We start from the raw sequence: 25,945 nt of genomic DNA, 5'->3' as shown, positions 1-25,945 counted from the left end.
GGCGCGCGAAAACTCAGGCCACGGCGGCGCAGGCCGTCAAGTCATTGGCCGCGCGCAAGCCGCCTTCTCAGGCGGTGTTACGGCCCGACGCGCTCCACGGTCCAGTTCGAATTGCGCACCAGATAGTACTGACCGCCCACGCCGACCCAGTGATAGCCGCGCGGCGGCGCCTTCAGGTGATATTCACGCCAATCCTCGACCACATACTGACGATCGCGGAATTCGGGCGAGACCCGATCGCCCTTGTGCCACTGCGGTGCGGGCATGTCGGGCGGCGGATGATCGGGCGGCGGGCCGCCGTGATACTCATTCGGCCCCGGACGGGGCGGCTGCTGAGCGAAGGAAGACGACGACGCGAGCAGGCCTGGAAGCGCCAGCGCGGCAAGAAGCAACACTCGTTTCTTCATTGTTCACCTCCTGGTTGGCCAGCAACGGCCTGGCGTTGCAGGTGCGCGACGCAGCACGCGCGGTGCGCACCCCCGCAGGTCATGTTAGTACAGCGCACGGGACCGCTGATTCCAACGCGGCCGGGCCATGCACAGCGCGCGGCGCCGGGCGCGCCAGTCGTGCCAGAATCGGCAGGAACGCCAGAGGAGAAAGCGGCATGGAAAATCGACGCAGCTACAACTACATGGGATTCGACATGACGGCCGGCGTGGACGGCGACCATACGGCCGGCTACTTCGTTTCGACCCAGACGATTCACAGCCTCACCGACAACACGCACGACAGCGTACCGATCGACGGCGTAGCCGCCGGGCGCTTTCCGACCCAGGACAATGCGTTCGACGCCGCCTTCGATCGCATCCGCGAGGCCATCGACCAGCGCGTGCGCGCCGCGCCCTGAGCACGACCGGCAACTTCAGCAGTCCAGGCATGACGAGCGCCACAAAGCAAAACGCCGGGGTCCAGAGGACACCCGGCGTTCGGGCCGCCCGATTGACGGACGGCGCTTCAGACAGCGAAAAGCTTACTGGCCGAAGAACACTTGCTGTGCGCGCGGCGTTTGCGCGGTGCGCGTGCCCGACTGGGTCGCCACGCCCGTCACGCCGCCGTACGACGAATCGACGCCTTGCTGCTGGGCGCGCTCGGCGGTGACGGTCTGCGCGCTCTGGCCTTGCTGCGAAGCCGGTGCGCCAACGTCCGGACGGTAGAACGGTGCCGGGCCATAGCCGCTGGCGAAAGCCGGAGCGGCGATGGAAGCGGAAGCTGCGACCAGCAGCGCTGCGATCAGTTTGGTCTTCATGGTGGGCTCCAAGATCAGGTTCAGTTGCGGTTCGGGCATGGCGCCGCGCCTGGGAGGTCATTGCCCACGAGCTGCGTCAATGAGGCTCAGTGTATACACCTACTATTGAAAAATAATCGCGATAATCCGAATTTACTATTCCAGCCTCGGAAACAATCGCGTCTGCCAGTCCTGGCTTGCCTGAGCGACGAACAGACCCTAAAAGGACGTCCGAAAATCTTTTGCGCGACGCACCACACGAAGGCGAGATTACATAACGACCAAAGGGTCTTTCGCGCTGTAAGGCCAGCTGGAAGCGCTTCCTGCAAGCCATTGCGCATATCGCCGTGCGCCCTCACCCGCATTGCCGCAGTGCAAAATTGCAGAGAACGGTTGTGGCGGCTTGCGATAAAATAGAAGGTTGATCCACGCTTGCCGCGCCTCTCGCGCACCGATTCGCCATGTCCGCCAACCGTATCGCCAGTCCCCGCCGCGTGTCCGTCGCACCCATGATGGACTGGACCGATCGCCACTGTCGCTCGCTGCACCGCTTCATCTCCCGGCACACGTGGCTGTATACGGAGATGGTGACGACGGGCGCCCTGCTCCACGGCGACGTGCCGCGCCATCTCGCGTTCACGCCCGACGAAGCGCCCGTCGCGCTGCAGCTCGGCGGCAGCGAACCGGCCGACCTCGCCCGCTCGGCCAAGCTCGGCGAGCAATGGGGCTACGACGAGATCAACCTGAATTGCGGCTGCCCGTCCGAGCGCGTCCAGCGCGGCGCTTTCGGCGCGTGCCTGATGAACGAACCGCAGCTCGTGGCCGATTGCGTAAAGGCGATGCGCGACGCGGTCTCCGTGCCGGTGACGGTCAAGCACCGTATTGGCGTGGATGCGGTCGAGGACTACGCGTTCGTGCGCGATTTCGTCGGCACCATCGCGGATGCGGGTTGCACGGTTTTCATCGTGCACGCGCGCAACGCCATCCTGAAGGGCCTGAGCCCGAAGGAGAACCGCGAGATCCCGCCGCTCAAGTACGACTACGCGTACCGGCTCAAGCGCGATTTCCCGCAGCTCGAGATCATCATCAACGGCGGTATCAAGACGCTCGACGAAGTGGCTGAGCACCTCGAGCACGTCGACGGCGTGATGCTCGGGCGCGAGGCTTACCACAACCCCTACGTGCTGGCTGACGTCGATGCGCGTTTCTACGGCTCGAGCGAAGCGGCGCTCACGCGCGACGAAGTCGAAGCGAAGCTGCTGGAATATTGCGCGAGCGAAATCGCGCGCGGCACTTACCTGGGCGCGATCACGCGTCACGCACTGGGGCTGTATCGCGGCGAAGCCGGTGCGCGCGGCTGGCGACGCGTGCTGTCGGACAACCGCAAGCTCGCCAAGGGCGACCTCGCGATCTTCGAAGAAGCGCGTGCGCATCTGCGCGGCCCCATGGAAGCGCCGGCCGAGCTTTCTTCTGAAATATTTGAATAAAGGGGCTAGGCAAGCCCGATCTGTCATGTATATAATCTTGCTTCTTGATTGACGCCGCTCACAAAGCAGCGACAGCAAGAGGATAGTTGGAACAGCGGTGGCTGTAGCTCAGTTGGTAGAGTCCAGGATTGTGATTCCTGTTGTCGTGGGTTCGAGTCCCATCAGCCACCCCAAAGAATTCCCCGGTAGTTCAAGTGGTTAGAGAAAGGCACTGTGATTTGCACAGTGCCTTTTTTGCTTTCACGCTAAAGAAAATCCCGATCTGGGAATATGCCCAGCCGACGCAAGCTTGATGTATCTACGTTGATGTCAGCGCCTCGACGTCACACGACCCAAAAAAGGCCCGCCTGAATGGCGAGCCTTCTGTTCAAAAATTCGCTGTCTTGCGCGCCGCCACGCATTTCGCGAGGCCCACCTACCGGGCCAGGCGGAGCAACTCAGACGAGCGATGGAGCTACAACTGGGCGATTGAAGTAACCGGTTCCGTGGAACCCTTCAATGCGTCGTAGAGCTCCGCCATCGGCAAATCACCAATCTCGCTTCGGACGTACGTGTTAAATGCGCGATCGTAGAGTGCGCGCCCCTCTGCGGTTCCAATCGTCATATCGAAGCCCTCCAGTACCAGATCGGCGACTTCATCGGCCTCGATAAGAACGTGCTCTGCCTTCTTCCTGTCCATGTTCGCTCCTTACTGCAGCATGACCATGAATTTTAGGGCATTCGCGTGGGTGTTGAAGAAAAAGTAAACGTGCTCCCGGCAGCCGTTGGAATCTTTCGGACCAGATCGGCGCATTCTCCAGTACTCCAGAGCAATCCATAACGACTCGACTCCCTCGGCCAGGCACGCGTGATCAGCAAACTTATTGCGTACCTGCCCCGCCCTCACGGCCCCCAGCCTTCGGCACAACCGGATCCGCCGCTGCCGACATCAACTCAGCCGGGCAGAGCGACAAGAACGAGCGCGCTTCGTCGGTCGATTGGCACGCCAGCCAATTCTCATACTCCGCGGGCGGTACGATCACGACCGATCGCTTTTCGTCGCCTGGTTTGTGGAAGCGATTCATCAACGGATGCTGCGCGGCATCGACCGTGATCATCGTGAACGAAACGGCGGGCGCCATAACTTCCGGCCCGCCGCCCTCGCCCCCCTTCTCCCACTCGCGCCATAACCCGGCAATCGCAAAGGGCTCGCCCGACGCCATGCCGACCCGCCAGCGCACCGCCTTCCCTGTTTCGTAACACGGTTCGAAGAACGCGTCACACGGGACAAGGCACATCTGGAGCCGCTTCCACGCGCCACTGAACGAACGCTTCTCCCCCAGCGATTCAGAGCGCGCGTTCATCGTGTCGAACGGCCTCACGCCTGCTGGAATACGCTTGCGCGGCACCATGCCGAATGTCGCCAGATCCACGCGCGGGTCGCCATCGACACGGCGGATGATTGGCGCCGGGTAGTCCTTATAGATTTCGTCGCGCCACGGGCTATCCGGCGGCTCGACACCGAAATGCCGAAAAAGACGATCGCGGCGTGCAGCCGCGTAGTTCGTGCACATGGGGCGGCTCCTGACAGGAAAATCCATCTTAGCCGCGCGACGTTCTCGATGCACGCAAATGCACCGCAATTGGCGGCAGCTTTCGCGCCATCCCAGGGGCCATTCGCTCTGCGCATAGCCACGCTATTAGGCTGCCGCACTGAACCAGGCACGTCGATATATTCGTATTGAATAATCCACAGGATGCCAAATCAATAAACTCGATAAAATCGCTGACACCCGGCCATCCCCTCTGCGTAAAATCCCCTCCCGCAACGCAATAATCCCTAAACCTCGCTCGACGACGGAAAAATCGATACCCATGGAAAAATGGCTCGAACGACGCTTCACGCTCGCCGGCCGCGCCACGCGCCGCGAATATGCCATCACGATGGCCGTGTTTGTTTTCTTCATTGCCGCGCTCAACGCTTTCATGCCCGAAGGCGGGTTCGGCGATACGCTCCCGGCCGCGATTCTCGGTATCGTGATTGTCTGCGTGGCGTTCTGGATTCCGATTGCCGCCATGGTGCGCCGGCTGCACGATATCGGCGTAAGCGGCTGGTGGTGGTGGCTGATTGCGCTCATGCCGCTCGGTCAACTCGGCATGGTCCTGCTGCTATTCGTCGGCCCCGATAAATTCAACCAGACGCGCCATTATCCGGACCCGCGTAAAAGCGGTGCGAATCTCGCCTGATTTTCGCTGGCGCAATGCCTGCGACGCCATCGGCATCACCCGACCGCCCGATGAACCCTCATTGCGATTGCGCGGCGCCGCTGTCTATCCACGCGCGGGCCGCCTCGAAGCCCGCTTCGGCCGCGCCGTGCTCGGTCGACCAGAGGCGGTCGATATGGACCAGTTGCCAGTCCGCTATCACGGCGCCGGCCCTGAGCACGCGAAAGTGCGCCTTCACGCCCGTGAGCACCTGTTCGACCGCGACCTCGATGTCGTAGTCCTTGTAGTGCTCTTCGTAGTCGCCCATGTCGATGCCTTTCGGCTCCATGATCGTCTCTCCGTCGTGGCTTGCCGGTCCATGCTAGCACTTCCACGCCGTGTGCCGGGGGCCGGGCGCCGCCCCCCAAACGAAACCCCTCATGGCCGCTCGCGACCGCTCACAAGCGCGCGATCGACACCTCCGTCGACTTCACGAGCGCGACGACTTCCGAGCCCACCTTCAGTTCGAGTTCGTCGATCGAGCGCGTCGTGATCACCGACGTGACCACGCCGAACGGCGTGTCGACGTCGACTTCCGATACCACCGGCCCGCGGATGATCTCCCTGACCTTGCCGCGGAACTGGTTGCGCACGTTGATGGCGGAAATGCTCATTGAAATAGCTCCCAAAATGAATAGACAAAAATCACGCAATACAAGGGGTTCAGAAGCCGTTCAGAGCGCCCAGCGCACATCGGCGGGATGCAGCCCGTAAGGCGTCTCCTGCGCGCGCGGCGCGTGTGCGCTTACGGGCGTCTCGCTGCCCAGCACGCGCTGCAGCACGCGTTCTTCGAGCGCGGCAAAGCGGGCGTCGGCGCGGGCGCGCGGGCGCTCCAGCGGCACGCGCTGGTCGAGCGCGATGCGGCCCTGCTCGACCAGCAGGATGCGGTCGCCCAGCGCGACGGCCTCGTGCACGTCATGGGTGACCAGCAGCGCGGTAAAGCGATGCTCGCGCCAGAGACGCTCGATCAGTGCATGCATTTCGATGCGGGTGAGCGCGTCGAGCGCGCCGAGCGGCTCGTCGAGCAGCAACAGGCTCGGCCGGTGCACGAGCGCCCGCGCGAGCGCCACGCGCTGGCGCTGGCCGCCCGAGAGCCGGGCCGGCCACTCGTCGGCGCGCGCGAGCAGCCCCACTTCGTCGAGCACGGCGCGCGCGTCCTCGCGTGCGCCGCGCCCCAGCCCCAGCATCACGTTCTGGAGCACCGTCTTCCAGGGCAAAAGGCGCGCGTCCTGAAACATCATGCGCGTCTCGAGCGGCGCCCCGTGCTCGTCGCGCCGCGTCAGCTCGCCGGCATCGGGTGCTTCGAGCCCGGCGACGAGGCGCAGCAGCGTGGATTTCCCGCAGCCGCTGCGCCCGACGATCGCCACGAAGCTGCCACGCTCGATCGAGAGGTCGAAGCCGTCAAGTACGACGCGCTCGCCGTAACGCTTGCCCACGCCGCGCAACTCGACAGCGGGGTCGTATGCGCGGGCGTCGCTGCGGGCCGTCGCCGTGGTTACCTTTGCCGCCGCGCCTTGCCCGTCATGGCCGGTCTGTGTGCGCCGCGTGCCGCGCGGCGCGTCGGCTTCATGCGCCTCGCGTTCCTGAATGCGCGGCAATTCGACCTCGGCTTCGAGATCGCGGCCCGCGACGCCGCCAAAATGGGCGGCCAATGTGCTTGCGTTCATGCATCGCTCCCTTGTTGATACGCGGGGTGCCAGCGCAGCGCGGCGCGCTCGAGCCCCTTGGCGAGCCAGTCGGCGAGCTTGCCGAGCGCGGCATAGAGCAGAATGCCCACCACCACCACATCGGTCTGAAGAAACTCGCGTGCGTTCATCGTCATGTAGCCGATGCCCGACTGCGCGGAAATCGTTTCCGCGACGATCAGCGTCACCCACATCAGCCCGAGCGCGAAGCGCACGCCCACGAGGATCGACGGCAGCGCCCCCGGCAGGATCACTTCGCGATAGAGCGCAAAGCCCTTGAGGCCATAGCTGCGCGCCATTTCGATGAGGTTCGTGTCCACCGAGCGAATACCGTGAAATGTATTCACATACACCGGGAAAAACACGCCGAGCGCGACGAGAAACACCTTCGCCTCCTCCTCGATGCCGAACCAGAGGATCACGAGCGGAATCATCGCGAGCGCGGGAATGTTGCGGATCATCTGGATGGTCGAGTCGAGCGCGGTCTCGACGGGCTTGAACAGACCCGTGGCCAGTCCGAGCGCGAGGCCGATGCCGCCGCCGATCGCGAAGCCCGAGATCGCGCGCCATGTGCTCACGCGCACGTCCTGCAGCATCTCGCCCGATTCTATGAGTGACCATGCAGCCTTCACGACTGCGAGCGGCTCCGGCAGCACGCGCGTGGAAAGCGCACCGCTTCGCGCGGCCAGTTCCCACGCGGCCAGGATCGCGAGCGGCACGAGCCAGGGCGCGAGGCGCAGAAAGGCCTTGCGTCCGTAGAAAGCGAATGGCCTGCCGCTACGCGGGGCGATACCCGTGCCGGCAGCGCCGGCGGCAGTCACAGCGGATTGAGTCATCGGTATGTTCTCCTCACCACCTGGTGCCGGGCGAGCACAGAGCGCGTTCGTGTGCGCTAGCGTTCGCCGGCCGGTTGAATCCGACTAATTGCGTGTCAGCTCTGGCTCACCTTCGGCAGATACTGATTGCCGACCACTTCGCCGAACGGCCCGGAGACCGGACCGCCAGCCGTCTTCGCCTGGCGCCCCGGCAGCAGCGGGAACACCAGCTCGGCAAAACGGTAGGATTCCTCAAGATGAGGGTAACCAGAAAGAATGAAGGTCTCGATACCGAGCTGCGCGTACTCCTTCATGCGCTCGGCCACCTGCTGCGGATTGCCGACGAGCGCCGTGCCCGCGCCGCCGCGCACGAGGCCCACGCCCGCCCACACGTTCGGGTACACCTCCAGTTCCTTGCGTGTGCCGCGCTTGCCGCCGTGCAGCGCGGCCATGCGGCGCTGGCCTTCCGAATCCATCTTGCCGAACGCGGCCTGCGCACGCGCAATGGTGTCGTCGTCGAGACGGCTGATGAGGCGCTCGGCTGCGGCCCACGCTTCCTCTTCGGTCTCGCGCACGATCACATGCATGCGAATGCCGAAGCGGATCTTGCGGCCGTGCCGCTCGGCCCGCGCGCGGATATCGGCGATCTTCTTCGCGACGGCCTCAGGCGGCTCGCCCCACGTCAAATAGGTATCGATGTGCTCGCCCGCCATCTCGTGCGCGGCCGGCGACGAACCGCCGAACCACAGCGGCGGGTGCGGATCCTGCACCGGCGGATAGAGTGCCTTGCCGCCTTTCGAGCTCAGATGCTTGCCCTCGAAATCGATCGCCTCGTTCGTGTGCGAGGCGGCCAGCAGCTTGCGCCAGATATGCAGGAACTCGTCGGTGATTTCGTAGCGCGTATCGTGGTCGACGAACACGCCATCGCCTTCGAGCTCGGCGGCGTCGCCGCCCGTCACGACGTTGATGAGCAGGCGCCCATTCGAAAGACGGTCGAAAGTCGCGGCCATGCGTGCCGAAAGACCCGGCGACGAAAGCCCCGGACGAATCGCGACGAGGAACTTCAGGCGCCGCGTCGCGGCGATCAGGCTCGATGCCACGACCCATGCGTCTTCGCACGAACGGCCCGTCGGCAGCAGGACGCCTTCGTAACCGAGCGTATCGGCCGCGACGGCCACCTGCTGGAAGTACGCGAGGTCAGCGGCGCGCGCGCCTTCGGCCGTGCCCAGATAGCGGCTGTCACCATGGGTCGGGATGAACCAGAACACATTCATGTGTTGCTCCTGCTTTTGTTCGAGACGTAAGACGAAAAATTCGGGACGCGGCGCCGGCAACGCGCAAGACGCGACGCACGGGACATCGCGCATGCGATTGCGATTGCGAGGACCGGGAGAGCGGCAAGGCCGGCGCCATGACGGCGGCGCCGTCTTCATGGGGATTCAGTCTAGGGATGGCACTAAGCGTTTAGAACGATTTTTTTGAGCTTAGGTTTTCCACTTTCGTGCTTTACGCGACGCTTTAGCATACGCAGGGGCAATCACGGGCGCGGCGCGCCGATATAATGGCGCACACATCGACAATAATCCGGCCGGCCGCGCTTTCACGCCTTTTTTGGGGCATGCGCGCTCCGCGCCACGCAACCCTCGCGCCCTCATGCAAAAACTGATTTTGCCGTTCGTCTCCGGCTTTCTGGCCTCGCTGTTCTTTCGCGAGGCCACGCTCGCGCTCCTTCACGCAGCGCAAGTGATCGACGCCGCCGGCTTCTCCACCGAGCCGTTCGCGCCGGTCGGCCTGCCCGAATTCCTCGTCAACGCGATCTGGAGCGCCTTGTGGGCCATCCCGATGACGTGGCTGCTGCGCATCTCGCCGTCGCGCCCCGCGCCGTGGGTGCAGGCGTTCGTGTTCGGCGGCATCGTGCTCACGGCCGCCATGCTGTTCGTGATCGATCCGCTGCGCGGCATCTGGCCGAGCGGCAACATGCTGCCGCGCGTGGCCATGGGCTTCGCGTCGAATGCGGTCTGGGGCTGGGGCGCGCTCGTGTTCATGCGCGCCTTCATGAGCGAAACCGAAGAAGACTGAGCCGGTCCGCATGCGCGGCGCAAGGTGCGCGCCGCGCGCAACCTCACCCGGCCGCGACGCTAGTCCGGCAACGCCCGCAGCGGATGCTCCGTCATGTCCCACGGGCTCTTGAACATCGCCTCGACGTCGGCGGGCGACACATCCTCGATACACGCGAAGCGCCAGTGCGGATCATTGTCCTTGTCGATGATGCGCGCGCGTATGCCTTCCATCACATCGCCCTGCGCAACGCTCGAGCGCGTCAGATCGAGATCGCGGCGCAGCACGCTGGCCATCGAGCCCTCCGCAAGCGACACGACCTCGAGCGAGACCGCCATCGACAACGGCGAGCGCTCGCGCAACACTCCAATGATCTGCTCGGCCCAATCGCGTTGCGCATCCGGGGCGTCGCGCTCCACGCTCTGTAGCGACGCGAGAATCGACGCCACCGAAGGACGCGAAAAATGCCGATCGATCCATGCGCGCGCAACGGCCAGTGCGGGGCGTTGCGCGCCGCGCTGCACCTCGTCGCTGGCGGCGGCCACCTGACGAATTCGCTCGACAACCTCCGCGCCCGAAGCAAACGACTCGCTCAGCAATGCGTCGAGTAGCGCGGGCCGCGCGAACTCGGCAATGAACACATCGGCGAGACCTGCATATAGCGCGCTATCGGCATCGATCGTGTCGCCGGTCACGGCGAGATAGCGCCCGAGCGCACCCGGCGTGCGCGCGAGGAACCACCCCATGCCGACATCGGGAAAGAGCCCGATGCGCGTCTCGGGCATCGCCATGCGCGTCGAGCTGCTCACCACGCGCAGGCCGCCCGTGCGATGCGCGCCCTGCGAGATCCCCATGCCGCCGCCCATCACGACGCCCCCCATCAGCGCGATATAGGGCTTCGGATAGCTGAAGATCGCGTGGTTCAGGCGGTACTCCCCGGTAAAGAACGTATCGATTGCCGCCTGATCGCCGGCGCGGTACGACTCATAGAGAAAGCGGATGTCACCCCCCGCGCAGAACGCGCGCGGATGACGCGTGTGCACGACCACGGCAAGCACTTCGGGATCGTTGCGCCAGTCGTCGAGCGCGGCCTGCATCGCGCGGATCATCGGCGTGGACAGCGCATTGAGCGCCTGCGGGCGATCGAGCTCGATGAAGCCGATACGGTTCTTGACCTGCGTGAGCACGTACTGCCCGGCATCGGCGGCAAAGGCGCTTGCGGTGGCTTCCTGTGACATGGCAATCGATCGGGATGAAAGCACTATGAAAAGGCGCATCCGGCGCCAGCGCGCACCATGCTCGCACAACGACACACATCACGAAACGCGCCTGACGAGGCTATCACGACAAGCCCTCCTGCGTTTGCTTTGCCACAGGCGCGAGCGGCGCCGTGCCGTGCTGCGCTTGCGCACCCTCGTGCTCGGCCACGGGCGCGCCCAGCCAGCCGGCGAGCGCCGCGTCGACGATCGGCGCCAGCGACGCCTCCGGCGCGAACTCCGGCCCGATCAACGAAAAAACCACCATGCCATGCAGCATCGCCCATAGCGCGCGGGCCAGCAGCGCGGATTCGCCCTCTGCGCCTTGACGCAACTGCCCCGCCGCTGCGAGCGCGTCGAGCGTATCGGTGAACAGCGCCGCGACGCGAGCGGCTTCCTCGCATGACAACGCATCGTCCTGTAGCGCAGCCGCCGGAGACGCGGCGGTTTCCCGCCTTGCCGCACGCCCCACCGCTTGCTTCGCCGATTGGCCGCCCTCGCCCGCCTCCGCATACATGAGCCGGTATGCCTGCCGATGCGCGCGTGCGAATGCGACATAGTCATGCGCAAGCGCATGCAGCCGCTCCCGCGGGTCGGCGATCGCCCCCAACGGCTCGAGGTGCGCAAGCAATTGCGCAAAACCGTCGCGTCCGAGCGCGCGGGCGATTGCGTCGCGGCTTTCGAAATACAAATAGAGCGCAGCGGGCGAATAGCCAATCGCAACGGCCAGCTTGCGCATCGAAAGCGCATGAAGCCCGTCCCGCGTCACGATGCGGCGCGCCGCATCAAGTATGCGCGCGCGTAGTGCCACGCGAAGCGCGTCGGCGCTGCGGTCGTTGGGTTCGGTGGTGTTCATGGGCGCGATTCTCGAACCGGCGCGGCAAAAAGTCGAGGCGCCGGGCGCGCGCAGCGTCGTCAGGAAAGCTGAGTGCCCGGCGGGAAATGGCCGCTCTTGAGCAGGACGGGGGTGCCGTTGCTGAGTTCGAGATGCGCGCGCGCCACGGCTTCGATGCGCGTGCGTCCCGCGTCGAACGCCTGCATCCACGCCTCGCGTTCGGCGCACAGCGCGCCGAAATGATCTTCGAGCGCCTCGACGGAGATCGCGCAGGGCACGCGCGCGCCGTCCACCAGCGCGGGAAACACGACCGTGAGATTCGAATCGTGCCAGGACGGCGCCTCGGTAGGGAAACGAATATTCATGTCCAGCCCCGTTCGAAATTCCGCAGATGAAAACCCGCGCCGGCGGACGGCGGGATCGCGCTCCATGTTACCCGCTGCGCCTCCCGGATGGGCCGATAGCTGGCATCGGAGAAAACGTGACGGGTGGACGTGTGGGCACGGAAGCTGCAACACTGACGCGTTAGCGGCGCGAGCCGAATACGCGCCACATGCCCCTTTCACTATTGCAAGCCCGTTTTGTACGGGACCACGGGAGAACGATGGAATCGAACCTGACAGGCCAATACTTCGAAGCAAACCACGAAATACCCGAGCCGCAGGCCGCGACCCTCTGGTTCACCTATGCACAGGAAAACGGCATCGACGTCGCGCGCGCGATCAGCTTGTGGGAAGACGCGGCCACGCCCGAAGGCGGACGAAGCCGCGAGACCATTGCGGGCTGCGGCATCCGCATCGTGCCGCCCGAGCGCTGAATCCGGGACGGCTTCGGCCTCGAGCGGACGGCATCGGCAAATGCCTCAGTGCGCCTGCATCTTCGAAAACAGATTCAGGACGATCACGCCCGCCACGATGAGCCCGAGACCGAGCACGGCGGGCAGATCGGGCACCTGCTTGTAGAGCACCATCGCGACGAGCGTGATGAGCACGATGCCCACGCCGGACCAGACGGCATAGACGACGCCCACGGGCAGATTCTTGAGCGTGAGCGAAAGGCAGTAGAACGCGATGCCGTAACCCACGACGACGACCGCCGAGGGCACGAGCCGCGAAAAACCTTCCGAGGCGCGCAGCGCGGAGGTGGCGACGACTTCCGCGACAATGGCGATGAGGAGGAACAGCCAGGCCGATGTGCGCATCGCGTCAGGCCTTTGCGAGCGCGAGCTGGCTGTAGTCGGCATCGAGATGGGCGCACAGCGCTTCGACCACGAGCTCGTGATCGCGGCGTTGCGGCAGACCCGAGACAGTGACCGAGCCAATCACGCCCGCGCTCGCGACAGTCAACGGAAACGCGCCGCCATGCGTGGCGAAATCGGCGACAGGCAAGCCATTTTTCTCGGCGAGCGTGGCGCCCGACTGCTGCATGCGCAAGCCGATCGCGTACGAGCTGCGGCGAAAGTGCTCGACCACGCGCGACTTGCGGCGCGCCCACTCGACGTTCTCGGGCGTGGTGCCGGCGAGCGCGCAAAAGAACAGCGGCTGGCCGAATGTGCGCACGTCGATGACGATCGCGTGCGAGCGCGCGACGGCCAGCTCGCGCAGCAGCGTGCCGAGTTGCCAGGCGCGATCGGCGTCGAAACGGGGGAACACCAGCGCGTGTTCTTGCGCGGCTATCGATTGCAGATCGAGGGCGATGTCCATGGAGGGTTGAAGAGGCAGAGTCAGGGGCAAGGAAGAAACGACCCGGCGGCACGCGATGCCCACCGCGGCGACCGAGCCCCGATTCTAGCCTGGCGCCCTGTGCGGACACCCTCGATGCAGCCTTGCCGGCGCGCTGCGCAATGCTTCTGCAATCGGCCAGAAGGCTATTCGTTAATTCCTGTTGCGCTGCCGCAGGATTTACCCTATAATCTTTTTCTCTGACGGACGCGGGGTGGAGCAGTCTGGCAGCTCGTCGGGCTCATAACCCGAAGGTCGCAGGTTCAAATCCTGCCCCCGCAACCAACGCTCAATGCAGTCTCTGGGCGCAAGCCGCAAAAATCCGTCGTACCAATGAACCCGCCTTTGAGCGGGTTTTTTGTTGCCCGAAAAAAATCGATTCGAGCAGGCGTTCATACTTTTGGGGGCTTTTCCATGAAGAAACACGCACTCGCACCGTTGGCGCTCGCCGCCCTGGCCATCAGCCTGACCAGCGTCGCGCACGCGACCGATGTCAATGTCGGCATCAACGTGGGCACCCCTGTCATCGTCGCGCCGCCACCCCCGCCCGCTGCCATCGTCATCACGCCGGGCTGGCACGGCGACCGCTATTGGGACGGTCATCGCTACTGGGAGCGCGACGACTGGGAAAGACACCACCATCACCACGACAAGGGCTGGCACTGCCCGCCCGGACACGCCAAGAAAGGCGAGTGCTGATCGGACTCGGCGCCCGGCAGCAGCAGTTTCACATCCTGCCCCCGGCAACGCGGCATCCAGCGCCAACGCAATCAAGGGTTACAACGCATCAGCGTGTAACCCTTTTTTGTTTCCGGCGTCGGCGAATCTTGCGGCGTGCAGCGCGGTGAGCGGCGGGCACACCGTCCCTATACCGGGGATTTGTGCCGGTTCACGTCACCCCGCGCTGCGGTGATACACTCGCATCACCCATCCCCCTATCGTGCCCATGAAATTCTGCTCGACTTGCGGTCAGGCGGTCAGCCTGCTCGTCCCGCCCGGCGACAATCGCGAACGCTTCGTCTGCTCGCACTGCGGCACCATCCACTACCAGAATCCGCGCAACGTGGTCGGCACCGTTCCCGTCTGGGAAGACAAGGTGCTGCTGTGCCGCCGCGCGATCGAGCCGCGCTACGGCTACTGGACGCTGCCCGCGGGCTTCATGGAGATGGGCGAGACGACTTCGGAAGCCGCCGCGCGCGAGACGCTCGAGGAAGCCGGCGCGCGTGTCGAGGTGCAGAACCTCTTTTCGCTGCTGAACGTGCCGCGCGTGCATCAGGTGCATCTGTTCTATCTCGCGCGTCTGCTCGACCTCGATATCGAAGCCGGCGAAGAGAGCCTCGAAGTGCGCCTGTTCGAGGAGCACGAAATTCCGTGGGACGACATCGCGTTCCCGACCGTCGGCCAAACCCTGCGCTGCTTCTTCGCCGACCGCCAGTCGGGTAGCTACGGCCTGCACACGGGCGACGTGCTGCGCTCCCTGCGCGACGGCTGATCCGCTTCCGGCGATGGTGCCCTGGCTTTCGCCCGACGCTCCGTTCCCGCCTGTCGAGCGCGCCCTTGGCGCGTCGAGCGGCGCGCCGGGCCTGCTTGCCGCAAGCGCCGACCTGCTGCCCTCGCGCCTCGTCGACGCCTATCGGCACGGCATTTTTCCGTGGTATTCGGACGGTCAGCCCGTGCTCTGGTGGAGCCCCGATCCGCGCATGATCCTGCGTCCCGACGAGTTCAAGGTTTCGCCCTCGCTCAGGAAAACGCTCAAGCGCGTACTGCGCGACCCCGCCTGGGAAATCCGCGTCGACAACGATTTCGCCGCCGTGATGCGCGCCTGTGCGAACGCGCCGCGCCACGGCCAGCGCGGCACCTGGATCACCGCCGACGTGATCGACGCCTATTCGTCCCTGCATCGCATCGGCGACGCGCACAGCATCGAAACCTGGCTCGACGGCCAGCGCGTGGGCGGCCTCTACGGCGTCTCGATCGGCAAGATGTTTTTTGGCGAGTCGATGTTCGCCGCCGTCACCGACGCCTCGAAGATCGCGCTCGCCGCGCTCGTCGCGCATCTGCGCCGCAACGGCGTCGAGCTGATCGACTGCCAGCAGAACACCGCGCATCTGGCCTCGCTCGGCGGGCGCGAGATCGCGCGCAAGGCGTTCATCGCGCATGTGCGCGCGACCGTGGGCGCGCATGCGATCGGCTGGCGCTTCGACAAGCAGGTGCTCGCCGACTGGATCGGCCAGGGCCACGCCGACAACAGCCCCGTCCCGACGCTCTGACCGGCCCCGGCGACCGATTGCGGCCACTGTGGCGCGTGATGCGGCACCCGTTGCGCGACGCGCAATTCGGTAGATACGCGCCTGGCGTCGATGTTAGTATGCAAGGAGAAAACGTCGCATCCGCCAGATCCGCCATGGGCGGGGCTGCGCGACGATCCGAACTGCTACGAGAGCTGCCAACGTGACGCATCCAAACGAGCTGCCGCTTTCACCGCTTTCCGCGCTGCAATTCTATGCAACGGCGCCCTATCCCTGCAGCTATCTGGAGGGGCGCATCGCGCGTTCGCAAGTGGCGACGCCCAGCCATCTGATCAACTCCGACGTCTACACCGATCTCGTGAAGGCGGGCTTCCGCCGCTCGGGCGTCTTCACCTACCGCCCCTACTGCGACGGCTGCCGCGCCTGCGTGCCGGTGCGCGTGCCGGTCGAGCGCTTCGCGCCGAACCGCACCCAGCGCCGCGCCTGGAAGCATCACGGCGCGCTCGTGGCGACGGTCGCGCCGCTCCATTACGACGAGGCGCATTACGCGCTCTATATGCGCTACCAGTCGGCGCGGCACGCGGGCGGCGGCATGGACCGCGACAGCCGCGACCAGTACGAGCAGTTCCTGCTGCAAAGCCGGATCAACTCGCGCCTCGTGGAATTTCGCGAGCCCGATCCGCAGCGTCCCGACGAGCCGGGCACGCTGCGCATGGTGAGCATGATCGACATCCTTGGCGACGGGCTCTCCTCGGTCTACACCTTCTTCGAACCCGACACGCCGCATACGAGCTACGGCACCTACAACATCCTCTGGCAGATCGAGCAGGCGCGCAGTCTGCAACTGCCCTACGTCTATCTCGGCTACTGGATACGCGAAAGCCCGAAAATGGCCTACAAGGCGCGTTTTCAGCCGCTCGAAGGCCTGTTCGACGGCGTCTGGCGTGCGCTCGCCGACTCCGAAAGCTAGTCCGGCACCCCCTTTGGTCGCGGCCCCACAAGCTGGACCACGGCGGCCTTCCCATGCGCGCGCAACTGGCGCCCCGCCTGTGCCGCGAACTTTGTCGCTAAAATAGCGGGTTCTCATTTTCCGGCGCCCGCGCCTTTTTCCCGTGTTCAGTACCCTTTATCCGCTCGTCCGCGACCGGCTCTTTCGCATGGACGCCGAAGATGCCCACCACCTCTCCCTGCGCATGATCGGCGCCGCGGGCCGCACGGGCATGGCGAGCCTGTTCGCGCCGCGCGTGCCCGACTCGCCGCGCACCGTCATGGGCCTCACGTTCCGCAATCCGGTGGGCCTCGCCGCGGGCCTCGACAAGGAAGGCGCCGCCATCGACGGATTCGCCGCGCTAGGCTTCGGCTTCATCGAAGTGGGCACGGTCACGCCGCGTCCGCAGCCGGGCAACCCGCGGCCGCGCATCTTCCGCCTGCCCGAGGCCGGCGGCATCATCAACCGGATGGGGTTCAACAACCAGGGCGTCGAGCAGTTCGTGAAGAACGTGCAGGCCGCGCGCTATCGCGGCATCCTCGGCCTGAACATCGGCAAGAACGCCGACACGCCGATCGAGCGCGCCGCCGACGACTACCTGTTCTGCCTCGAGCGCGTCTATCCGTTCGCGAGCTACGTGACGATCAACATCTCCTCGCCGAACACGAAGAACCTGCGCCAGCTGCAAGGCGGGGGCGAGCTCGACGCCCTGCTCGCCGCGCTCAAGGACAAGCAGCAGCGTCTCGCCGACCTGCACGGCAAGCTCGTGCCGCTGGCGCTCAAGATCGCGCCGGATCTCGACGACGAGCAGATCAAGGAGATCGCCGACACGCTCCTGCGCCACAAGATCGAAGGCGTGATCGCGACCAACACGACGCTTTCGCGCGCCGCGGTCGAGGGTCTGCCCAACGCGAACGAAACCGGCGGTCTCTCGGGCCGCCCGGTGTTCGACGCCTCGAACGAGGTGATCCGCAAGCTGCGCGCCGAGCTCGGCGAGCAGGTGCCGATCATCGGCGTGGGCGGCATCTTCTCGGGCGACGACGCGCGCGCGAAGATCGCCGCGGGCGCCTCGCTCGTGCAGCTCTACACCGGCTTCATCTACCGCGGCCCCGCGCTCGTTGCGGAATGTGCGCGGGCGCTGGCCTCGGGCCGCGCGTGAAGCTATAGTTTCAGGCCATGTGCGGCGCATCGCACGCGCCGCCGGCTCTGATGCAGGCAGGCTCGGGAAACACCCCAGGGGCATCCCGGGCTCGCCGCAAAACCGCAGCAATACAAGAGGAAAACAATGAAAGTCGCCTTGCTGAAAAAACTCCTTGCGCTCGCACTCGTGGGCGCATCGTTCGTTGCAGCGAGCGCCCACGCCGAAGACCTGCTCGACCAGGCGAAGGCGCGCGGCACCCTGCGCATCGGTCTCGAAGGCACGTTCCCGCCGTTCAACTCGAAGGCGCCCAACGGCGATCTGGTGGGCTACGACGTCGACATCGCGAAGGCCGTGGCGGCGAAGATGGGCCTGAAGCCCGAATTCGTCACGACCGAATGGAGCGGCATCATCGCCGGCCTGCAGGCGGGCAAGTTCGACGTGATCGTCAACCAGGTGGGCGTCACCGACCAGCGCAAGGCCGTGCTCGACTTCTCGCCGGCTTACACGTACTCGGCCGCGCAGCTCATCCAGCGCAAGGACGACACGCGCCAGTTCAAGTCGCTCGACGACCTGAAGGGCAAGAAGCTCGGCGTGGGTCTGGGCACCAACTACATGGACATGGCGAAGTCGGTGCCGGGCATCGACGTGAAGACCTATCCCGGTGCGCCGGAATACCTGCGCGACCTCGCGGCCGGGCGTCTGGACGCGGCGCTCAACGACCGCCTGATGCTCGCCTACCTGCTGAAGAACTCGCAGCTGCCGCTGCGCACGGGCTCGATCGTCGGCGACGGCAACCCGTCGGCCATTCCGTTCAAGAAGGGTAATCCGAAGTTCGCCAAGGCGATCGACGACGCCATGACGCAACTCGAAGCCGACGGCACCTTCACGAAGATCTCGGACAAGTGGTTCGGCATCGATGTGACGAAGCCGATCACGAAGTAACGATGCAGCTCACACTGGCCACTCCCGTGCAAATCGCGCTGGCGCATCTCGCACAGCGCATCGGGGCGGCCACGTGACATAACAGGCGCGGGGCGGTATCGCAGGATACCGCCCCTTGTTTTTACGGCTCGCCCAGCGAGCGTTTCTCACCCGCGTCCTCCCATGCCCATCTCTACGCTCATCATCCAGTCGCTGCCGGTGCTCGCGCAGGGTGCGGTGCTGACAGTCAAGTTCGCAGTCCTGTCGATGATCTTCGGGCTGATCGGCGGCGCCGTGCTCGCGCTCATGGGCATCAGCACCAACCGCGCGCTCGTGTTCATCGCGCGCGTGTACGTGAGCCTCATGCGCGGCACGCCGCTGCTCGTGCAGATCTTCGTGATTTACTACGGATTGCCTAGCATCGGCATCTCGCTGGACCCCACACCCGCCGGCGTGATCGCGCTCTCCGCGAACGTGGCGGCCTATCTCTCCGAGAGCATGCGCGGCGCGATTCTCGGCATTCACCGCGGCCAGTGGCTCGCAGCCTATAGCCTCGGCCTTTCGCGGCGCCAGACGCTGCGCTACGTGATCGCGCCGCAGGCGCTGCGCATTGCGGTGCCGAGCCTCTCGAACAGTCTCATCAGCCTCATCAAAGACACCTCGCTCGTCTCGGTCATCACCGTGACCGAGCTGCTGCGCAGCGCCCAGGAGATCATCGCTTCGACGTACCAGCCGCTGCCGCTCTATCTCGCGGCCGCCGCCGTGTACTGGGTGCTCTGCCAGGTGCTCGAGTGGATCCAGCACTGGTACGAAAAGCGCCTCGCGCTGCCCACGCGGCATTGAGCGTCATCTCGCGCCGGCAGGCGCGCACGAGCGGCAAAGCGGCCCCATGCTTCGCTGCGCGGGGCCGAGCCTTCTCCCCTTTGGTTTCGACGGCGTGGCACGCTCAATCGTGAATGATTGCTTGATCGCGCTCGCCTTGATGTTGTAGCCCTCGGCGCGCGCGTCACGCGATGCGCCCGTGCGGGCCTGCGTGGATGTCTTGTTGAGTGCCCGCACGTCCGCGCGTATTTCGTCCTTAAGTTTGAGGCACCGCTCGCGTGATCGAAGCGCGCGGAACCGGCGCAAGCCGCTCGAGCTGGCGAAACCGAGCATCAGAATTATTCACCATATCAGACAGAAATTATCGAATATCAACCTGCATGCACGTCACAATGCGCCATGAATAGTTCATACCCTTATTCGGACGTGTCCTATACCGCACCTTCGGGCGCATCGCCAGCATCGCTTGAACGGGTGAAATTCACGCCCGCAGCGTAGCCGGTTGCACTACCGGGCCGGTTGCTTTCATCGACTCCCTGGAGGTATGGAAATGGCAAAGCGGCAAAGGCGAATTCGGTGGGGTACGGTATGAAGCGATATCTGCTAAGACTGGGAGACAAGTCCACTGCTGGCGGCGTAGTTATCGAAGGGATAGAACGTTGCACCCACCACGGCCGACCCCTGACGTTCATCGACGCAAAGGTAGTGTGCCCCGTCTGCAATACGACTGGCGCAATCGGCCGGAGGGGTCCGCATCGATCGGCAACGATGATGGGCAAGCACCAGGCGCTCGAAGGCGATATTTGTATCTGCGCGTGTGATCCGCCGCCCGTCATGATCGCCTCTCAAGACACCGCCTGGCATGAATTCACGGCGCGCGAAATGGGAGAGGCACCAGGTAGTAGTCGCTCGATGACTGGCGCAAATCACGATACGCATGACGAACTCGAACATTACTTCGAACTGCTTGACGCGATAAGCGGCGCTCCAATTGACGGAATGACCTATACGCTGTTCAGTGATGGTGTTGCACTTTTCAATAGCGAATTGCTTGCAAGTGGCAAAACGGCAATGGTGTCGAAGGCTACGCATCCAGATCTAACATTCATTGCGTGGCGGACGGGGAGCGTTAGATGAGCAACGCGATAGACAGAAATGTGCGTCTGCTTGCGGCGATTGCATATGGCGAGGCATCGACGGCGAACGACTCCCAGGAAATCGGCGGTATCGCATTTGCAGTAGCTAACAGGTGTCGAGCATGGAATAACAAAACGGTGTCCGAATTGCGTAGCGCGGATCCGAATTATGCCTATGCGTGGGACGGCTCTAACGAACGTTTCAACAGGCTGATGCGAACGCGGGAATCAGAGATAGAGTTAAGTCCGGCGATGAGATTGGCGGTTGATTGGGCACGAAAAGCGATTGCCAATGATGGTGTAGACCCCTCGAATAGTGCTTTCTGGTGGGACGGACTGGATTTCAAAACAAATTATTCACAGCACCCCAAAGTGCGTGATGGCTTTAAATGGGGAGACGCTACCCATAACATCTTCAACGTCCCAGAGAAGCCGCGGCATGCTATTGTGCATTGGCGGGTAATAAACAAGAAGACTGGGCAAATTGTTGATGGTGCCGAGCGCGGTCGATACGATTCAATATGGATTTCAACCGCAGCACACGGAAGCACAATTTTCTGGGCACACAACCCAGACTATCTACAGGCCACAGGCGGAAAGGCGTATCGATGAGAATTTTTAAATATATCGCAATTTTATTTCCAATTGCATCGAGCTGCGCATACGCAGAAACCATTTACAAAAGCTATGACACATTCTATACGGATCAACCCGGAGTAGTCTTCAAAAGCCCACTCAAACGGGACATGGGGAGTGTCTATTCCAACACTGGGGATGATGGCGTCTATACCGAATTGCAATCGACAATCGATGGTCGAGCCGTAACAATTCAGGTTGCGCCGAATCATCTATCAATCAATAAGCGGCAGTATCGCTTTACACAAGCAACAATTTTTCCAAATGAACACGCTACCGACATCTATCCCGACGATGCCAATGTTTTCGTTACAGAAAGGATAGGCAACCGTCCACCCCTTCTCTGTATGGAGGGACACGGTAGCGGATCGGGCGAAGCTAATCGACACCAGCAAATATACGTTCTGGTTGACCCATTGAGCAGCAAATCCGTGCTTCTCCATTTGCCGAGCCTGCTTTCATCATGTCGAGCCGTATTAGCAGCGGCTAACGGTCAAATTGCCTTTCCGAAGAACAGCTATCTTGTCGATGAAGCACAAGGTACGCGTACCGGATTGGTCCTTTCGTATTTCACCTTTGAGCGCGGGAAATTTATGCCGACGGGTAATGAAATCCGCCTTCACTTCGTCAGCCCTGAAAATCCGTTCTCATTTTCACGGGAAAGCAAATTGCTACCGAAAGTTCATTGAGCGGATCTTCGCTATATCAGAGTCTATCCGCATTGACGAACGCCCAGCTCAACGGGCCTTTAGACGTTCGGGTTCTACACACGCATCTCGCAGTCAAACCGCAAGCCGAGCGCCGCGCGCGCGGCGTCGGCCATCGCAATCATGCGCCGCGAGGTTTCGTGCGGCATGACCGGGCTTTCCAGAGCGCCCGCGCGCAGCAACTCGCAAAAGTGCGCGGTCTCGTAGTTCAGCCCGCCGCCGTCGAAGGGCTCGTCGAGTTCCACCGTGCGGCCGTCGACATAACGGATCGTCGCGCGCACCGGGTTCCACCAGTTCGCGTGGATCGTCACGTTGCCGAGCGGCCCCGCCAGCAGCGCGTCGCCGAAGCCATGCAGATCGAGCCCGCAAAAGAGCTGCGCGATACCGTTTTCATGCTGGCAATTGAGGCTTGCAAACGTATCCACACCGGTCGCGCCGAGGCGTCCGAAAGTCTGCACCTCGCGCGGCGCGCCTAGCCAGTCGACGGCCAGAAACATCTCGTACACGCCGATGTCGAGCAGCGCACCGCCCGCATGCTCGAACGAGAACGACGGATGATCGGCGGGCACGTTGGCGACCGAGCAGCCCGCGCGCACGAGCCCCACCGGGCCAATGGGATCGGCTTGCAGATGCGCGCGCAAGGCGCGATAGAGCGGATAGAACGGCGGCTTCATCGCCTCCATGAAGAGGCGTTGCGCGCCGCGCGCGGCGTCGAGCACGCGCTCGAGCTGCGCGCCGTTCACGGTCGCGGGCTTTTCGCAGAGCACGGGCAAGCCGGCTTCCAGCGCAGCGACGGCATAGTGCGCGTGGCTGTCCTGCATCGTCGCGATATAGACGGCGTCGATGCCACTCGCCAGCAGCGCCTCGAAGCTCGGGCACGCGCTGGCGCCGAACTCCTGAGCAAGCGCCTGCGCCGGCGGCGCGCGGCGCGACCACACCGCGCTCACGCGCGCGCCTTGCACGTGCGCCACGCCCTGCGCGAAGCGCCGTGCGATGCGGCCCGCACCCACGATGCCCCAACGTATCGTTGCTGGATTGGTCCCGCTATCTTTTACTGAGTCGCTCATGCCTTGCCTCGTATTGCCGTTGTATCGCCGATTGCTGCACGCTGTTCGAGTCAGCGTGTTGCATCTTCCACCTCGTCAGCGCGCGGGGCGCGACAAAGCAAAGACTCGCACGATACTGGCTCGCACGCGAGCAGGCAACTTCGCAGGCAACCTGGCAGGCAAAGCAACGCGCCGCCCGAAATCAAACCAACGGGCGGCGCGTGCAGGAAACGGACAAGGCGCGCTAGCGCGGCTCGACGGCCTCGGATGCGAGTGAGCGGTGGAGTTCGTCGGCGGTGAGCGCGATCATCGCCGCGGCGGCCGCACGCGCTTCCTCGGGCGCGCGCCGCTCGATCGCGTCGACCACGGTGCCGTGCGCGTTGACGACATTGAGCCAGCCGTCCTCGCGCTGGCTCAGGATGGGATTGACGAGCGTGAGCGCACCGCGAATGATCGCCGCCATCTGCTGATAGAACTGATTGCCGCTCGCCGCGAGAATGCGCGTGTGCAAGAGCGTGTCGGCCGCTTCGCAGCCGGCGTCGCCGGGGCTCGTCTGGCGCAGCGCCTCGAAGGCGTCGCGCATGCCCGCCAGGTCCGCCGCGCTCGCGCGCTCCGCCGCGAGCGCGCACGCGGCCGGCTCGATCAGCGCACGGAACTCGATCACGTCGCGCAGGAAGGTCTTGTCCGGCTTCGCGCGAAAGCGCCAGCTCACCACGTCTTCGTCGATCATGCGCCAGTCGCGCATAGGCCTGATGCGCGTGCCGATCTTCGGCCGCACGTCGAGCATGTGACGCGCAAGCAACATGGACAGCGCTTCGCGCATGACCGTGCGGCTCACGTCGAACTCCTTGGACAGGACGTCCTGCGGCGGCAGGATCGCGCCGTAACGTTCCTCGACGATGCCCGAAATCAGGCCATCCATGACCTTGCTCACGAGTGAGCGTTCCTTGTTCCCCAGTTCCATGACCCCTCTCCCCCGATGCGGCGTGATCGCCCTGTTTGACGGTTGCAGCGCGGGCACTCGTGCTTCGTCGAACCTAGTCATACGTTGCCATGCGAATTGCATAATCCGCCAGCCAGGATATCTCCTGACGCAAAAATCGCGCGACAAACGCCCAGTTCGTACGAGCCTTTCCCCGATCAGCCCTTTCTTTTCCAGAATCTTGTGATGTACAGTTTTTCGTTGTCAATTCGTAAGCAGTCTGTATGAATCGTCCGCTTACTGCTTTGTCATACGGCCGCCCCATCATCGGTATGGCGATGATGGGGCGGCGTCCTGCTGTGCATATGCAGTGCTGCCCGGGCAGTTTGCCTCAACGCGGCGTGGTGGTGCCAGCGTGCTCTCCCGCACGTCCGTACTGATCGTCGAAGCGCACGATGTCGTCTTCGCCGAGATAGCCGCCCGACTGCACCTCGATGATCTCGAGCGGCGTCTTGCCCGGATTCTCGAGCCGGTGCTTCACGCCGAGCGGAATGTAAGTGGACTCGTTCTCCGAGATCAGGAACACTTCGTCGCCGCGCGTGACGCGCGCCGTGCCGCGCACGACCACCCAGTGCTCGGCGCGATGATGATGCATCTGCAACGAGAGCCGCCCGCCCGGCTTCACGACGATGCGCTTGACCTGGAAGCGCTCCCCGCGATCGACCGAGTCGTAGCAGCCCCACGGCCGCTCGACGCGGCGATGATGCTGCGCCTCCTCGCCGCGCTGCGCCTTGAGCTTGCCGACGATCGCCTTGACGCTCTGCACCCGGTCCTTGGACGCGACCAGCACGGCATCGGCCGTCTCGACCACCACCACGTTGTGCACGCCCACGCAGGCGACGAGCCGGCCATCCGAATGCGCGAAGCTTTCGCTCGAGTCTTCGAACAGCACGCGCCCGCGCGCGACGTTGCCGCTCGCGTCCTTCTCGGAGACCTGCCAGACCGCATCCCACGCGCCGACGTCCGACCAGCCCGCCACGAGCGGCACGACCACGCCCGCGAGACGCGCGTCGGCGCCCACGGACTCCATGACCGCGTAGTCGATCGAATCGGAAGGGCACGCGGCGAGCGCCGCCGCGTCGAGATGGACCGCGCCGTCCGCGTCGATGCACGCCCTCTCGAAAGCCAGTGCGCACTGTGCCGCGATGGCGGGCCGGCAGCGCGCGATGGCCGCGAGCCACACCGAGGCGCGCACCACGAAAATGCCGCTGTTCCACCAGTAGTCGCCCGAGGCGACGTAGCGGGCGGCGACCTCGGCATCGGGCTTTTCGACGAAGCGCTCGATGGTGCGCGCCCCGCTTGCGCCGAGCGTCGCGCCGGCGCCAATGTAGCCGTAGCCCGTTTCCGCCCGTTGCGGCGGCACGCCGAGCGTGACGATCGCGCCGCGCGCCGCGTAGCTCACCGCGTCTTCGAGCGCTGCGGCAAACGCGGCACGATCGGCGATCAGATGATCGGCGGGCATCACGACCAGAATCGGATCGCTGTCGTTTTCCGGCGCTTTTACGTTTGCCGTTGCCGTTTCCGCTGCTTTCGCCGCGGCTTTCTCCACGGCCTGCGCCGCGCATGCGGCGAGCGCGGCAACGGTGAGCGCCGGCGCGGTATTGCGCGCGACCGGCTCGAACACGACGCGCGCCGCCATGCCGCTGCGGCCGAGCCGGTCGGCCGTCATGTGGCGCAGCTCTTCGCTGCTCACCACGAGCGGCGCCGCCTTGCGCACCTGCACACCGCCGCGCGCATAGACGCCGTCGAGGCGGCGCACGGTGGCTTCGAGCAGCGACTCGCCATCGAGCAAGTCGATCAACTGCTTCGGACAGTGTTCTCGCGAGAGCGGCCACAGCCGCGTGCCCGAACCGCCGGCCAGCACCACGGGCTGGACGACGAGCGCAACTTCGGGTTCATTGGCAGCGGCAATCAAGCCGGCCGGCGTAACGACCTGGTTCATGCAGGAAGCTCCCCGTTCGGATGTCTGGTCCCCGACGGACGCGCGCGCC

General features: G+C 64.3%; 32 protein-coding genes and 2 tRNA genes. 17 read left to right on the top strand and 17 right to left on the bottom strand.

Annotation, left to right across the window (positions count from 1 at the left end; all coding sequences use genetic code 11):
- Positions 1-77: 77 nt before the first annotated feature.
- A complete protein-coding gene (locus E1956_RS09675; RefSeq protein ID WP_134748391.1) occupies positions 78-407 on the bottom strand; it encodes an RcnB family protein in 330 nt (109 codons plus the stop codon).
- A gap of 197 nt (positions 408-604) precedes the next feature.
- Between E1956_RS09675 and E1956_RS09670 the strand changes: the two genes are divergently transcribed.
- On the top strand, positions 605-847 hold the full coding sequence (locus E1956_RS09670; RefSeq protein WP_134748389.1) for a hypothetical protein: 243 nt from the start codon (positions 605-607) through the stop codon (positions 845-847).
- 123 nt (positions 848-970) lie between these two features.
- On the opposite strand, the gene E1956_RS09665 is transcribed toward E1956_RS09670, so the two are convergent.
- Complete coding sequence (locus E1956_RS09665; RefSeq protein ID WP_134748387.1) at positions 971-1,246, bottom strand: hypothetical protein; 276 nt, start codon at positions 1,244-1,246, stop codon at positions 971-973.
- 440 nt (positions 1,247-1,686) lie between these two features.
- Between E1956_RS09665 and dusA the strand changes: the two genes are divergently transcribed.
- On the top strand, positions 1,687-2,712 hold the full coding sequence (gene dusA / locus E1956_RS09660) for a tRNA dihydrouridine(20/20a) synthase DusA (RefSeq protein WP_134748385.1): 1,026 nt from the start codon (positions 1,687-1,689) through the stop codon (positions 2,710-2,712).
- Between the two features lie 97 nt (positions 2,713-2,809).
- Positions 2,810-2,885: transfer RNA gene (locus tag E1956_RS09655), tRNA-His, on the top strand.
- 281 nt (positions 2,886-3,166) lie between these two features.
- On the opposite strand, the gene E1956_RS09650 is transcribed toward E1956_RS09655, so the two are convergent.
- Both E1956_RS09650 and E1956_RS09645 read right to left on the bottom strand, forming a co-directional pair.
- On the bottom strand, positions 3,167-3,391 hold the full coding sequence (locus E1956_RS09650) for a hypothetical protein (RefSeq protein ID WP_134748384.1): 225 nt from the start codon (positions 3,389-3,391) through the stop codon (positions 3,167-3,169).
- 181 nt (positions 3,392-3,572) lie between these two features.
- Positions 3,573-4,265: an SOS response-associated peptidase gene (locus E1956_RS09645; protein ID WP_134748383.1), complete on the bottom strand. Its 693-nt coding sequence runs from the start codon at positions 4,263-4,265 to the stop codon at positions 3,573-3,575.
- Between the two features lie 301 nt (positions 4,266-4,566).
- On the opposite strand from E1956_RS09645, the gene E1956_RS09640 reads away from it, so the two are divergent.
- Positions 4,567-4,938: a DUF805 domain-containing protein gene (locus tag E1956_RS09640; RefSeq protein ID WP_134748382.1), complete on the top strand. Its 372-nt coding sequence runs from the start codon at positions 4,567-4,569 to the stop codon at positions 4,936-4,938.
- 58 nt (positions 4,939-4,996) lie between these two features.
- Here E1956_RS09640 and E1956_RS09635 read toward each other — a convergent pair whose 3' ends face one another.
- The 5 genes from E1956_RS09635 to ssuD all read right to left on the bottom strand — a co-directional run bounded on the left by E1956_RS09635 (position 4,997) and on the right by ssuD (position 8,730).
- Positions 4,997-5,245 carry a DUF6566 family protein gene (locus E1956_RS09635; protein ID WP_134748381.1) on the bottom strand — a complete coding sequence of 83 codons (249 nt, stop codon included), beginning with the start codon at positions 5,243-5,245 and terminating at the stop codon, positions 4,997-4,999.
- A 109-nt stretch (positions 5,246-5,354) separates the two neighbouring features.
- Positions 5,355-5,570: a TOBE domain-containing protein gene (locus tag E1956_RS09630; RefSeq protein ID WP_028216757.1), complete on the bottom strand. Its 216-nt coding sequence runs from the start codon at positions 5,568-5,570 to the stop codon at positions 5,355-5,357.
- Positions 5,571-5,630: 60 nt separating this feature from the next.
- Positions 5,631-6,623, bottom strand: a complete 993-nt coding sequence (locus E1956_RS09625) for an ATP-binding cassette domain-containing protein (protein WP_134748380.1) — start codon at positions 6,621-6,623, stop codon at positions 5,631-5,633.
- Positions 6,620-7,477 (bottom strand): aliphatic sulfonate ABC transporter permease SsuC, encoded by an 858-nt coding sequence (gene ssuC / locus E1956_RS09620; RefSeq protein ID WP_134748379.1) that lies wholly within the window; start codon positions 7,475-7,477, stop codon positions 6,620-6,622. Before ssuC ends, E1956_RS09625 begins: the two co-directional genes overlap by 4 nt.
- 95 nt (positions 7,478-7,572) lie before the next feature.
- Positions 7,573-8,730: an FMNH2-dependent alkanesulfonate monooxygenase gene (ssuD, locus tag E1956_RS09615; protein WP_134748378.1), complete on the bottom strand. Its 1,158-nt coding sequence runs from the start codon at positions 8,728-8,730 to the stop codon at positions 7,573-7,575.
- 379 nt (positions 8,731-9,109) lie between these two features.
- On the opposite strand from ssuD, the gene E1956_RS09610 reads away from it, so the two are divergent.
- Positions 9,110-9,535: a hypothetical protein gene (locus E1956_RS09610; protein WP_028216753.1), complete on the top strand. Its 426-nt coding sequence runs from the start codon at positions 9,110-9,112 to the stop codon at positions 9,533-9,535.
- A gap of 59 nt (positions 9,536-9,594) precedes the next feature.
- On the opposite strand, the gene E1956_RS09605 is transcribed toward E1956_RS09610, so the two are convergent.
- From E1956_RS09605 to E1956_RS09595, 3 genes are all read right to left on the bottom strand, one after another.
- Positions 9,595-10,752, bottom strand: a complete 1,158-nt coding sequence (locus E1956_RS09605) for an enoyl-CoA hydratase/isomerase family protein (protein WP_134748377.1) — start codon at positions 10,750-10,752, stop codon at positions 9,595-9,597.
- A gap of 103 nt (positions 10,753-10,855) precedes the next feature.
- Positions 10,856-11,626 carry a TetR/AcrR family transcriptional regulator gene (locus E1956_RS09600; protein WP_134748376.1) on the bottom strand — a complete coding sequence of 257 codons (771 nt, stop codon included), beginning with the start codon at positions 11,624-11,626 and terminating at the stop codon, positions 10,856-10,858.
- Between the two features lie 59 nt (positions 11,627-11,685).
- Positions 11,686-11,970, bottom strand: a complete 285-nt coding sequence (locus E1956_RS09595; RefSeq protein ID WP_134748375.1) for a DUF1488 family protein — start codon at positions 11,968-11,970, stop codon at positions 11,686-11,688.
- 239 nt (positions 11,971-12,209) lie between these two features.
- On the opposite strand from E1956_RS09595, the gene E1956_RS09590 reads away from it, so the two are divergent.
- Positions 12,210-12,422 carry a hypothetical protein gene (locus tag E1956_RS09590; RefSeq protein WP_134748374.1) on the top strand — a complete coding sequence of 71 codons (213 nt, stop codon included), beginning with the start codon at positions 12,210-12,212 and terminating at the stop codon, positions 12,420-12,422.
- 45 nt (positions 12,423-12,467) lie between these two features.
- Here the strand turns inward: E1956_RS09590 and E1956_RS09585 are convergent, their stop codons facing one another.
- Both E1956_RS09585 and E1956_RS09580 read right to left on the bottom strand, forming a co-directional pair.
- Complete coding sequence (locus tag E1956_RS09585) at positions 12,468-12,806, bottom strand: DMT family transporter (RefSeq protein WP_134748373.1); 339 nt, start codon at positions 12,804-12,806, stop codon at positions 12,468-12,470.
- 4 nt (positions 12,807-12,810) lie between these two features.
- Positions 12,811-13,308, bottom strand: coding sequence for a heme-degrading domain-containing protein (locus E1956_RS09580; protein ID WP_134748372.1), 498 nt, complete (start codon positions 13,306-13,308; stop codon positions 12,811-12,813).
- Positions 13,309-13,534: 226 nt separating this feature from the next.
- Between E1956_RS09580 and E1956_RS09575 the strand changes: the two genes are divergently transcribed.
- The 11 genes from E1956_RS09575 to E1956_RS09525 all read left to right on the top strand — a co-directional run bounded on the left by E1956_RS09575 (position 13,535) and on the right by E1956_RS09525 (position 21,908).
- Positions 13,535-13,611: transfer RNA gene (locus E1956_RS09575), tRNA-Met, on the top strand.
- A gap of 129 nt (positions 13,612-13,740) precedes the next feature.
- Positions 13,741-14,025, top strand: a complete 285-nt coding sequence (locus E1956_RS09570; RefSeq protein ID WP_134748371.1) for a hypothetical protein — start codon at positions 13,741-13,743, stop codon at positions 14,023-14,025.
- A 247-nt stretch (positions 14,026-14,272) separates the two neighbouring features.
- Entirely contained in the window at positions 14,273-14,818 is a 546-nt protein-coding gene (locus E1956_RS09565) for an NUDIX hydrolase (protein WP_028216747.1), read from the top strand.
- A 13-nt stretch (positions 14,819-14,831) separates the two neighbouring features.
- A complete protein-coding gene (gene aat, locus E1956_RS09560) occupies positions 14,832-15,596 on the top strand; it encodes a leucyl/phenylalanyl-tRNA--protein transferase (RefSeq protein WP_134748370.1) in 765 nt (254 codons plus the stop codon).
- A 181-nt stretch (positions 15,597-15,777) separates the two neighbouring features.
- Positions 15,778-16,545: an arginyltransferase gene (locus E1956_RS09555; protein ID WP_134748369.1), complete on the top strand. Its 768-nt coding sequence runs from the start codon at positions 15,778-15,780 to the stop codon at positions 16,543-16,545.
- 142 nt (positions 16,546-16,687) lie between these two features.
- Positions 16,688-17,722, top strand: a complete 1,035-nt coding sequence (locus E1956_RS09550) for a quinone-dependent dihydroorotate dehydrogenase (RefSeq protein WP_134748368.1) — start codon at positions 16,688-16,690, stop codon at positions 17,720-17,722.
- Positions 17,723-17,848: 126 nt separating this feature from the next.
- Entirely contained in the window at positions 17,849-18,646 is a 798-nt protein-coding gene (locus tag E1956_RS09545) for a transporter substrate-binding domain-containing protein (RefSeq protein ID WP_134748367.1), read from the top strand.
- A 162-nt stretch (positions 18,647-18,808) separates the two neighbouring features.
- Complete coding sequence (locus E1956_RS09540; protein ID WP_028216743.1) at positions 18,809-19,468, top strand: amino acid ABC transporter permease; 660 nt, start codon at positions 18,809-18,811, stop codon at positions 19,466-19,468.
- A gap of 567 nt (positions 19,469-20,035) precedes the next feature.
- Positions 20,036-20,584 carry a PAAR domain-containing protein gene (locus E1956_RS09535; RefSeq protein WP_134748366.1) on the top strand — a complete coding sequence of 183 codons (549 nt, stop codon included), beginning with the start codon at positions 20,036-20,038 and terminating at the stop codon, positions 20,582-20,584.
- Entirely contained in the window at positions 20,581-21,195 is a 615-nt protein-coding gene (locus E1956_RS09530) for a hypothetical protein (protein ID WP_134748365.1), read from the top strand. The genes E1956_RS09535 and E1956_RS09530 overlap by 4 nt, the downstream gene beginning before the upstream one ends.
- Positions 21,192-21,908, top strand: coding sequence for a hypothetical protein (locus tag E1956_RS09525; protein ID WP_134748364.1), 717 nt, complete (start codon positions 21,192-21,194; stop codon positions 21,906-21,908). Before E1956_RS09530 ends, E1956_RS09525 begins: the two co-directional genes overlap by 4 nt.
- 74 nt (positions 21,909-21,982) lie before the next feature.
- Here the strand turns inward: E1956_RS09525 and E1956_RS09520 are convergent, their stop codons facing one another.
- From E1956_RS09520 to E1956_RS09510, 3 genes are all read right to left on the bottom strand, one after another.
- A complete protein-coding gene (locus E1956_RS09520; protein ID WP_134748363.1) occupies positions 21,983-22,993 on the bottom strand; it encodes a Gfo/Idh/MocA family protein in 1,011 nt (336 codons plus the stop codon).
- A 223-nt stretch (positions 22,994-23,216) separates the two neighbouring features.
- Positions 23,217-23,936, bottom strand: coding sequence for a FadR/GntR family transcriptional regulator (locus tag E1956_RS09515; protein WP_134748362.1), 720 nt, complete (start codon positions 23,934-23,936; stop codon positions 23,217-23,219).
- Between the two features lie 349 nt (positions 23,937-24,285).
- Entirely contained in the window at positions 24,286-25,896 is a 1,611-nt protein-coding gene (locus E1956_RS09510; RefSeq protein ID WP_134748361.1) for a mannose-1-phosphate guanylyltransferase/mannose-6-phosphate isomerase, read from the bottom strand.
- Positions 25,897-25,945: the final 49 nt, after the last annotated feature.

The sequence above is a fragment of the Paraburkholderia pallida genome, from assembly GCF_004524855.1.
Taxonomy (GTDB): domain Bacteria; phylum Pseudomonadota; class Gammaproteobacteria; order Burkholderiales; family Burkholderiaceae; genus Paraburkholderia; species Paraburkholderia oxyphila.
This window is presented reverse-complemented; position numbering and strand designations above follow the sequence as displayed.